Below are 7,851 nucleotides of genomic sequence, written 5' to 3' on the forward strand. Positions count from 1 at the left end.
CGCGCGCGGGGTGCCGGGGGCGGATTCCGGCGCGGCCGGACCGGGGGAGTGTGCGACGGCGGATTGCTCGGACACCTGGCCTCCAGTCGGTGTTTCGCTATGAGAAACGTAGTTTCTCATACGGGGTATTGAATCGGTGGCGAAGCGACGGTGTCAAGGCGTGAAAACCACTGGAAACACGATCGTTTCTCGCCGTGTGCGGGGCGAGCGGCGCTGCTCGGACCGCCGCGCCGACCGGCTCGGGAGCTCAGATCGGTTGCAGCACTTGGGCTCCTGGCGCCGCGTCCAGGCGTCCGGCGGCGTCGGGATACAGGCGCGCGGTGGTGGTGCCCGCGAGGCAGTCCTCGGCCCAGCCGACCGCCAGGGTGGCCAGTGTGGACACCTCCGTCTGCCGTGGCGTGCCGCAGAGCAGGGAGCCCGCGACATCGGCGCTCGCGCCCTCGGCGTCGACGTGCGTGCCGCCGGGCAGGCGCACCCCGAGGAAGGGGCGGTGCAGGTGCGTGCGCACGGCCGTGAGGCCGTCGCCGAAGCTGTTGCACCACGAGGGCGCGGCCGCGATCGTCCATATCGGCAGCTCGGTGTGGTCGAGTGCGGCGAGTGCGGCGTCGGTGTTGTTGTCCACGAACGACTTCACCGGATCGAGCAGGATCAGGCCGCGCAGATTCGTCCATGCGCCGGGGTGCTCGGCGGACAACCGGTGGGCGACGTAGGTGACGGCCTCCGCGCCCGCCGAATGGCCGAGGAAGACCATCGGCGCGGGCGGCGCGGTCGGCGTGCGGCCCGCCTCGGCGAGCGCCGCGCGCAGGCTCGTGGCCAGTGCGCCCGCCGGGTCGGTGGCTTCGGCCAGCAGGGCCGCCACGCCGCCCAGGAAATCCCGGTTGCCCGTGAGGTTCTGAAGCGTGCAGCCGTTCGGATCCAGGAACGGCAGGCCCGGGGTGAACACCAGGTGGCCCGCCTCGGCGAGGCGGGCCGCCAGATCGGCGACATGGGCCTCGGTGCGGGCGCAGCCGTGTTGCAACCAGACCAGGCCCTCGGGTTCGCCCGCCGGAATGTGCCAGGACGCGTTCCGGTGCTGCACCGCGCCGCGGCAGGGGATGTCGACGGTCGAGTCCACCCGCGTGATCGGCTCCGCCCGGGTCACGGCCGGTGCGAACAGGGCCGCCGCTGTGAGCACCGCTGTCGTGAGCGCCGTTGTTCCGAGCGCGGTGGTCCTGAGCGCGGTGGTCCTGAGTGCGGCGAGTCTCGGTGTGGCGGACGCCATCAGGGACGGTAGGCGAATACTCATCGTGTGCTCCCGCGGGGCAATCGCACACCGTTTCCCTGGGTGGAATGGTGTTTCTCTTGGGCTCATTAGCGGCCACCGCGCCCGCGCTGTCAATGGGAAGTCTGCGACGAGTGGCGGTGAGCGCCGGGATGCGTCAGAGTGGAAACGCTGTTTCCCAACCGAGTGGAACGAGGGCTGTCCATGCGTTACGTGATCATCGGCTGCGGCAACGTCGGCATGGAGCTGGCGCGGCGCTGGACGAGCGCGGGTCACCAGGTGGTCGGCACCACCACCTCGCCGGATCGGGTGGCCGAGCTCGGCGCGGTCTGTACCGAGGTCGCGGTGCTGCGCGGCAGCGACCGGGACGCCGTCGCCCGGACCGTGGACGGCGCCGACGCCGTGGTGCTGACCGTCTCGCCGCGGATCGCTCGGTCCTACGACGCCGCCGCGCGCGTGGCCGAGTACGCCGACACCCTGACCGCCTCGGCCCGCACCGCCGCCGCCCTGCATCCGCGCGTGGTGTTCACCGGCTCCATCTCCGTCTACGGAGCCGGAACAGGGGACGTCATCACCGAGACCACGCCGGTGACCGAGGACGACGACGCCTCGCCCCGCGAGTTCGCCGCCGCCGAAGCGGCCGTCCTCGCCGCGCCCCGCGGCGCCGCGCTGCGCATCCCCGACGTGTACGGCCACCCGCGCGACATCGACTACCCCGCGCGGGTGAAGATGGCGCACGAGATCCTCGGCGGGTCCGTCCCGTTCTCGGCCGAATCCCTGCTCTACCGCATCGATTACCGTGATGCCGCCGCCGCGCTGGCCTTCGTGGTGGAGCGCGGGCTGTCCGGCCTCTACAACGCCGTCCCCGACGCCGAGGTGCCGCCCACCAACGCGCGGGCGTTCGGGGAGATCTGCGCGCAGCTCGGCCTGCCGCCGCTGACCTTCCGCGGCGAGATCAAGACGCCGACCGTGCCGATCAGCTCGGCACGACTGCGCGGCGAGGGGTTCGCGTTCAGCCACTGAGCGCCCGGCCGAGGATCCGGCCGAACGCCATGGCCGGGGTCAGGCACATGCCCGAGCAGAAGGCGTTGCCGTTCACCGCCGCCGAGCCGATGACCTCGCCCACGGCGTACAACCCATCGACGACCGTGCCGTCGGGGCGGCGCACCCGCAGCCGGTCGTCCACGTCGAGCCCGGCAAAGGTGATGAGGGTGACCGGATGGTTCTCGACGGCGTAGAACGGGCCGTCGGCGATCGGCGCCGGCAGGTGGGTACGCCCGAAGTCCGGGTCGGCCGCCTGGGCGACGAACTCGTTGTAGCGCGCCACCGTCGCGGTCAGGCCCGCCGCGTCGATCCCGGCCAGCCGCGCCAGCTCCGGCAGGGAATCGGCGCGGTGCACCCCGCGCCGCGCCCCGCACGCGGCGTCGAGATCCTCCGGCGTCCAGCCGTGCACCATCGGTTGTGAGGCGCGCAGCGCGCGGGCGTCGAAGATCATCCAGAAGGTCATCCGGTCGATGCCGGTGAGGGCGCGCTCCTTGCGATCGATGCTCGGCTCGTCCTCGGCGACCCAGCGCGCGCCGCGGCGGTCGACGTAGATCTCCCAGGGCGGGCGCTCCGGGGCGACCAGATGGGGCCGGTGCAGCCAGTCCACCCGCAGATCGTCGCCTTCGGGTGGCAGACCGCCGAAGGTGGGGATGTACCGGCCGAGGCCCTGCAACCCGGCACCGACCGCAACGCCCATGCGCAGACCGTCACCGGTCGACGTGGGCGCGGCCGACGTGGTGAGCGGCGCGCCCTCCAGTTCGGCGAACAACTCGGGGTCGTAACCGAATCCGCCGGTGGCCAGGACCACGGCGGGGGCGTGCCATCGCCTGCCCGTGGCATCCTCGGCCCCGGTCACCGCGCCGCCCTCGGACAGCAGCGAGGTCACCCTGACTCCACACGCCACCCGCACCGCACCGGCGGCCACGTGCGGCTCCAGCAGCGTGCGCAACACCCGCAGGATCTCCGGCCCGCCCGGCGTCTGCTTCGCGTGCACGGTGCGCGGCGTGCGGTACTGCTCGTGGCCGTGCACGATCCGCGGTGTCGCCGGGTCGATCTCGAAGCCCGCCGCCAGCAGCCATTCCACTGTGGCGGGCTGCTCGCGCAGCGAGAGCAGCGTCAGATCCTCGCGCCCGGCGCCGCGGCTGATGCGCCGCACGTCCGCCCAGTGCGCCGCCACCGAGTCCTCGATCCCGGCCGCCCGCTGCGCGGAGAAGCCGCCCGCCGACAGGTGCCCGCCGGAATAGGGCAGCGCGCCGCCGATGTCGTCGGCCTTGTCCAGCAACAGCACTCGCGCGCCGCCCTCGGCGGCGCTGATGGCGCACGCCAGTCCGCCAGGGCCCGCGCCGACCACCAGAACATCGGCGGCGCCATCGTGCACCGTGCCGCCCACGGTCAGTGGTCCCGCAGCAGGCTGCCCGCACCCTCGACGCGGTCGGCGATGCCGCTGTCGCGCAGCGCCATCCACCAGGTCGCGGCATTGATGGCGATGACCGGTTTGCCCAGCCAGCGCTCGGCCTCGTCGGCCAGGCGGACCATGGACAGGTTGGTGCCGCACTGGACGACGGCGTCGATCTCCGGGCCGTCGACCTCGAGGATCGCCGCGCGCAGGGTGTCCTCGGTGACCTGGGCGATGGACACCGCCGTCGGGCAGCGCAGGCCCTTGATCGCGGCGACCTCGAAGCCGAGTTCGCCGAAGAAGCGGATCACATTGGCGTCGCCCACCGGTTGGTAGGGGGTGACCACGCCGATCCGGCGCGCGCCGTACAGCTGGAGGGCGCGGCGGCACGCCTCGGCGCCCGTGGCGACCTCCAGCCCGGTCAGAGCGCGGATCTGCTCGACGAAGCGCTTGTTGCCCTCCACCCCCTCCCAGAAGGTCTCCGCGGACATGCCCATGACCATGTAGTCCGGCTCGCAGGTCATGACGCGCTCGCAGGTGGCGGCCAGCTCGGCGCGGATCTGCTCGAGCAGCCTGCCCATGCCCTCGTCGTCGCCCATGTTCTGGTCGCGGATGTGGATGCGGCCGAAGTGCGCGGTCACCCCAGGCACGCCCATCCGGGCGAAATCGGGTTCGACCACGGTGTTCGTGGAAGGCGCCAGCACGCCGAACTTGCGGCGCCAGCCCAGTACGTCGGGCACGGAATTCTCCTCTCCTCGGGCCGGTCAGGCCCGCTCGAGCACGCCGTGCAGCACCGCCGCCAGCCGGTTGTGCTCGAACACCTGGTAGACCACCGCGAGCCGGCCGCCCGCCCCCATCCCGGGCTCGGCGTCGACCATGAACTCCCGTCCGAGCAGCCGTCTGCCGTCGCCGAGATGCACGGTCGGGTAGTTGGCGCGGCCGTAGGCGGTGGCGTTGCCCCAGCCGTCGGGGCCCTCGTAGAACAGCCGGGCCCCGTCACGGCGCGCGCTGGTCAGGTAGCGCAGCTCGGCCGCGCCCGACCAGGTGACGGTGTGCGCGGCGGTCAGCAGGTTCACCGGCTCGACCGCCAGCTCCATCCGCACCGTGCCCGCCCTGCGCTGATCGGCGCCCCACAGCTCGCAGTCGCCGCGATAGCGGCTGCGCTCCTTGCTCGGCAGCAGGAAAGCGACCGTGCCGCAGCGCGTCTCGTGGGCGAGATGGTCCTCGACGAGGTCGGGAACCCGCGTGTAGAGGCCGTTGAAGACCCCGACCATGGCCGGGCCCTGGCGCAGCACCGAGGAGTACACCTGGGTGTCGCCGATGGTCTGGTTCCAGGTGTTCAGAGCCACCTGCCAGCCGGGACCGTAGTAGTGGGCGTCGACGAACCCGCCGTAGGGCTGGCCGGAGCCGAAGAAGTCCGGGCCGGTGTAGATCCGGTCGGCGTCGGAGTCGACCACCCCGAACGCGAACGGCGCGGCCAGGGCGAACCGGGCGGCCAGTGCGCCGCTGCCCTGGATGCCGCCGTCCATGTGGTAGGTGGTGACGCCGCCGTCGAAGACCGACGAGCGGCGGATGTCCTCGAAGCCCTGCCAGACGCCCTCGGCGTCGAACAGCGACGGCCGGCCGACCCATTCGCCCGCGATGCGCTGCTGCCACGCGGACGGTTCGACCGCGGTGCTCATGCCAGCAGCTCCCCGCGCACCCGCTCGGCCTGCTCGGCTCCGATCAGCCGGGTCACCTGCTCCCACACCGGATCCACCCGTGGATCGAACACCAGCGCGCGATTGGCGCGGTCGCGGCCGGGCAGGTCGGCCTCGACCGTCGCGCGCACGCCCGCGTCGATCAGGGCGAGCCAGTGCGAGAGATAGCCGTCGACGGTGTCGTCGAGCGCCTTGAAGGCCTCCGGCGTGGCCCGGCAGACCAGCATCCAGGGCGACATGAGGGCGCGCTGACGCGGCTTGATCTCGGCGGGCGCGAGGCCGTCGATCGTCCACGCCGTCTCGAGCAGGGGTGTGAGCGGGACGAACGCCTCGTCGAGGTAGTCCAGATGCACGGCCAGGTCGGCGCGCGGGATCAGGTCCAGGTGCATGGCGTGGAAGTCCGGGGTGGCGACCGCGTCGAGGGTGAAGTGCGGGATCGCCGACCCGGCCGGGGTGAACGCGAAGATCATGTGGCTGTCGAGGCCGATCATCGGCACGACCAGCGAGACGGACACGATCTTGTCGATCGGGCCGCCGCGCAGCACCTTCAGGCTGCCCACCGGTTCCGGCGACATCGGGCTGGTCAGGGGGACGTCCTCGGTGAGCTCGGCGCCGAGGGCGTCGGACAGGGTGGCGAGGATGCGCTCGTTGAGCGCGACGGGCAGACTCATTGCGGCAGACTTCCGTTGCGGGCCTTGTGCACCCAGGCACTGGCCAATTCGGGATTCTCGCGCCGGACGGGCGAGGCGATGACGGTGGCGTTGCGGCGCAGGCCGTTGACGGTGATGGTGTCGTCCTCGCCGACCCACCAGCCGTCCTTGATCAGTTGCTTGCGCCTGCGCCGGTAGGCGACCTGCAAACCGTCGCTGCGCACGTGCAGCTCGTCGGCCAGGTCGAAGGGCAGCAGTTCCGGCCGCTGCGCCTCCACCACCGGGCGGTCCTGCAACAGGATGCGCTCGATGCGCTTGCGGGCGTTGGCATCGGCCCAGGCGCCGGTGAAGAAGTTGCGGTAGCCGAGAATCTTGATCAGCGTCTTGTCCTCGGAGACCGGGATGTTGAAGTCGTAAAGGATCATCTCGCCGATGGACAGCCGCACGTGCAGCTTGACCACGTTGGGCAGGTACCAGCCGTTGGTGACCAGCACGTGGTCCGGGCGCGGCCTGCGTTTGTACAGCCAGCCCCACAGGCCCTTCGGCGGTGGCGGGCTCATCGGGATGTCGGCTTCGGCGGACCAGTCGTCGGAGCGGATCTCGAACTCGGGGATCTGTGGCTTGTCCGGGTTGCCGAAGGCGGTGCCGTGCACGAACGGGGTGTGCGAGGCGTCGCAGGCGTTCTCGAAGACCCGCTCGTAGTTGGCGTCCATCTCCATCTCCACCTGCACCATGCGGAAGGACCGGTCCTCGTGCTGGGGGATGTGCGGGATGGGCGGGCGCTCGTCCTCGGGCAGATCGCCGAGGAATGCCCACACCATGCCGTAGCGCTCCTCGGTGGGGTAGGCGTCCACTCTGGCCTTGCGCGGGATGGAGCGGCCGTCGGCGTTGGCGGGAATCCTGGCGCACACGCCGTCCGGGTTGAACTGCCAGCCGTGGTAGGGGCAGGTGATGCGGTCGCCGCTCACCGTGCCCTGGGCCAGCGAGCCGCCGCGGTGGATGCACAGATCCGACATGCACACCGCCTTCCCGGCCTGGTCGCGGTAGAGGACGAAGTCCTGTCCGAGGCAGGTGACGCGGGCCGGTTCACGGGTGACGCGGTCGGCGAACTCCAATGCGTACCAGAAGTTCTTCAACATGGACGAGCTCCTATCGGTGGTGCAGGACTGTGGGGCCGTCCCGCAGGGCGCCGGTGCCGGGGGACGGGGGTGCGGCGACGGCCACCGCGGCGCGGGCGCGCAGTTCGTCTCGTGCCTGCGCCGAGCCGGTGAGGTGGGCGCGCAGGAACAGCGTGGTCAATTCGGCGAACGGGCCGAGCGCGTCGGTCTCGGCCTGGCCGTCGAGGAAGGCTCGGGCCGCGGTGGGGTCGGCGTCGGCGATGCCGAAGTGGTTGGCGCCCGGCACGATCGCGAGCAGGTGCCCGGTGCCGGGCAGCGCCTCCTCGAAGGTCCGGGTGACCGGGTCGCGTCGTGGCGCGCCGTCCTCGCCGTAGCGGTCGGCACTGCCCGCGATGACGCCGTCGTCGGTGCCGACCCCCAGCAGCACCGGACAGTCCACCTGGGCCGGGAGCACGGTGCCCGGTTCCCAGCCGAGCATGGTGGCGACCAGAGTGTGCGCGCCCCAGGCGAAGACCGCGCCGACACCGGGGAAGAAGCGCGCCGACTGGAGGACGACGGTGCCGCCCGCCGAGTGCCCGCCGAGGCCGATGCGGCCGAGATCGAGCGCGCGGGCCAGCGGTCCCGCCGTGTTCAGGCCTGCGAGCGCGTCGATGACCGCGCCGAGGGTGGGGCAGGTGGGGCC

Annotated in this window: 7 protein-coding genes and 1 pseudogene; 1 reads left to right on the top strand and 7 read right to left on the bottom strand. The window is 71.9% G+C overall.

The window, feature by feature from the left end; translation table 11 throughout:
* Positions 1-247 precede the first annotated feature (247 nt).
* A complete protein-coding gene (locus tag QH283_RS17050) occupies positions 248-1,285 on the bottom strand; it encodes a hypothetical protein (RefSeq protein WP_280503978.1) in 1,038 nt (345 codons plus the stop codon).
* Between the two features lie 180 nt (positions 1,286-1,465).
* Here QH283_RS17050 and QH283_RS17055 point away from each other — a divergent pair, with 180 nt between their 5' ends.
* On the top strand, positions 1,466-2,284 hold the full coding sequence (locus tag QH283_RS17055) for an NAD(P)-binding domain-containing protein (RefSeq protein WP_280503979.1): 819 nt from the start codon (positions 1,466-1,468) through the stop codon (positions 2,282-2,284).
* On the opposite strand, the gene QH283_RS17060 is transcribed toward QH283_RS17055, so the two are convergent.
* The 6 genes and pseudogenes from QH283_RS17060 to QH283_RS17085 form a co-directional block, all read right to left on the bottom strand.
* Complete coding sequence (locus QH283_RS17060) at positions 2,274-3,683, bottom strand: FAD-dependent oxidoreductase (protein WP_280503980.1); 1,410 nt, start codon at positions 3,681-3,683, stop codon at positions 2,274-2,276. The two genes, QH283_RS17055 and QH283_RS17060, sit on opposite strands and share 11 nt — an antisense overlap.
* A gap of 14 nt (positions 3,684-3,697) precedes the next feature.
* Entirely contained in the window at positions 3,698-4,441 is a 744-nt protein-coding gene (locus tag QH283_RS17065) for a maleate cis-trans isomerase family protein (protein WP_280503981.1), read from the bottom strand.
* A gap of 24 nt (positions 4,442-4,465) precedes the next feature.
* A complete protein-coding gene (locus QH283_RS17070) occupies positions 4,466-5,383 on the bottom strand; it encodes a hypothetical protein (protein WP_280503982.1) in 918 nt (305 codons plus the stop codon).
* Positions 5,380-6,072, bottom strand: coding sequence for a hypothetical protein (locus tag QH283_RS17075; protein WP_280503983.1), 693 nt, complete (start codon positions 6,070-6,072; stop codon positions 5,380-5,382). The genes QH283_RS17070 and QH283_RS17075 overlap by 4 nt, the downstream gene beginning before the upstream one ends.
* The gene (locus tag QH283_RS17080; protein WP_280503984.1) at positions 6,069-7,190 is read right to left on the bottom strand and encodes an aromatic ring-hydroxylating dioxygenase subunit alpha; all 1,122 of its coding nucleotides are present in this window, start codon (positions 7,188-7,190) and stop codon (positions 6,069-6,071) included. Before QH283_RS17080 ends, QH283_RS17075 begins: the two co-directional genes overlap by 4 nt.
* Positions 7,191-7,200: 10 nt before the next feature.
* Positions 7,201-7,851, bottom strand: a pseudogene (locus QH283_RS17085) (hypothetical protein); the annotation flags it as partial.

It is taken from the genome of Nocardia farcinica (assembly GCF_029867845.1).
In the GTDB taxonomy this organism is placed as follows: Bacteria; Actinomycetota; Actinomycetes; order Mycobacteriales; family Mycobacteriaceae; genus Nocardia; species Nocardia farcinica_A.

What these genes read in the sequence shown, in the direction of transcription:
- QH283_RS17050 (WP_280503978.1), bottom strand. Translation starts at nt 1,285, where the DNA reads ATGAGTATTCGCCTACCGTCCCTGATGGCGTCCGCCACACCGAGACTC.
- QH283_RS17080 (WP_280503984.1), bottom strand. Translation starts at nt 7,190, where the DNA reads ATGTTGAAGAACTTCTGGTACGCATTGGAGTTCGCCGACCGCGTCACC.
- QH283_RS17055 (WP_280503979.1), top strand. Translation starts at nt 1,466, where the DNA reads ATGCGTTACGTGATCATCGGCTGCGGCAACGTCGGCATGGAGCTGGCG.
- QH283_RS17070 (WP_280503982.1), bottom strand. Translation starts at nt 5,383, where the DNA reads ATGAGCACCGCGGTCGAACCGTCCGCGTGGCAGCAGCGCATCGCGGGC.
- QH283_RS17075 (WP_280503983.1), bottom strand. Translation starts at nt 6,072, where the DNA reads ATGAGTCTGCCCGTCGCGCTCAACGAGCGCATCCTCGCCACCCTGTCC.